The sequence below is a fragment of the Moorena sp. genome (genome assembly GCF_982860115.1).
The window spans coordinates 1-1,172 of record NZ_CEYLVT010000475.1; the positions used below are offsets into that span (position 1 = coordinate 1).

Below are 1,172 nucleotides of genomic sequence, written 5' to 3' on the forward strand. Positions count from 1 at the left end.
GAGAATTGAGAATTGAGAATTGAGAATTGAGAATTGAGAATTGAGAATTGAGAATGGGTAAAGAATATTCTATTATTTTACTGTAGACAATATAATTAGAAATAGAGGAGATTAATGAAATCACAGCTTCAAGAAGCGATCAACATTGCTCAGTCGCTTTCATTAGTAGAGCAGCTTGAACTACTCAAAATACTATCCACAATTATTCAAAAGAACCATGCCCTAGAAATTCAAACTATACCAGAAGGCGATAATACTGACTTTTCAGCAGAAAGCTTTCGCAAATCTTGGCAGCAAGCTGTGACTGGACAAACCCTACCCATTTCTCAAATGTGGGAGGGAATTGATATTGACTGACGCTCCGTTAGTTGAGGTGCAACTTACTCCTGAGTTTCAGCGTAAATTGAAAGTTCTGGCCAAGAAATACCGCCAAATTCAAGCAGATCTTCAGCCCATTCTCGAGCAGTTGCAAATGGGATCGTTTCTAGGAGATCAAATTTATGGCATCGGTTCCACAGTTATGAAGGTGCGGATTAGGAACAGCGATAGTCAACGAGGTAAAAGCGGTGGCTATCGCCTGATTTACTGGATTTCATCTACTGAGTTGATTATTTTGTTGGATATTTACTCAAAGTCAGATCAGCAAGATATCGAAGTAGCTGAAATTAGGCAAATTATTAAGGGCGTTAGCAACACCTCTGAAGAAACAGATACTTGAGGTTCTTCAGAGTCTACTATCCTACCCCTTCAGGTCGCACCTGTGGAACGGGCATCTTACCCGTTTCATTTTCGGGCAGACAGAATCAGACCTCAAAAACTGCTGCCGAACTCCCATTAGTTATAGCAATTATTATAGCTATGAGATACAAAGGTATCCCCCTAAATCCCCCTTAAAAAGGGGGACCTTGAGGTTGAGAAGCGTACCTCAAAACTGCAAATCACGCTATATTACCTATTACCCATTACCTAACTATGGGATGGTTTTTATATGAATGCTTCCCCCACCTGCGTTCTCGTGGTGGGGGTGTCCGTCTTGATTACAAGGGTTTATCCCTCGCGACAGGCGGCATTCCCGCCGAACACCCAGGACTTTTGCTGGAGTGCTCCCCCAAGTCGTTTCCGCTATGGGGCTTGTATTAGGAACTTTTACCTAGAGTCTGACGTATATAAAC

2 protein-coding genes are annotated in these 1,172 nt (G+C 42.2%); both read left to right on the forward strand.

Annotated elements, in window-relative coordinates; all coding sequences use genetic code 11:
* Positions 1-114 precede the first annotated feature (114 nt).
* Complete coding sequence (locus tag AC4II3_RS32770; protein ID WP_488017479.1) at positions 115-357, forward strand: hypothetical protein; 243 nt, start codon at positions 115-117, stop codon at positions 355-357.
* Positions 350-718 carry a type II toxin-antitoxin system RelE/ParE family toxin gene (locus AC4II3_RS32775; protein ID WP_488017481.1) on the forward strand — a complete coding sequence of 123 codons (369 nt, stop codon included), beginning with the start codon at positions 350-352 and terminating at the stop codon, positions 716-718. The genes AC4II3_RS32770 and AC4II3_RS32775 overlap by 8 nt, the downstream gene beginning before the upstream one ends.
* Positions 719-1,172: the final 454 nt, after the last annotated feature.

Coding starts and splice junctions, on each gene's coding strand:
- AC4II3_RS32770 (WP_488017479.1), top strand. CDS start 115: ATGAAATCACAGCTTCAAGAAGCGATCAACATTGCTCAGTCGCTTTCA.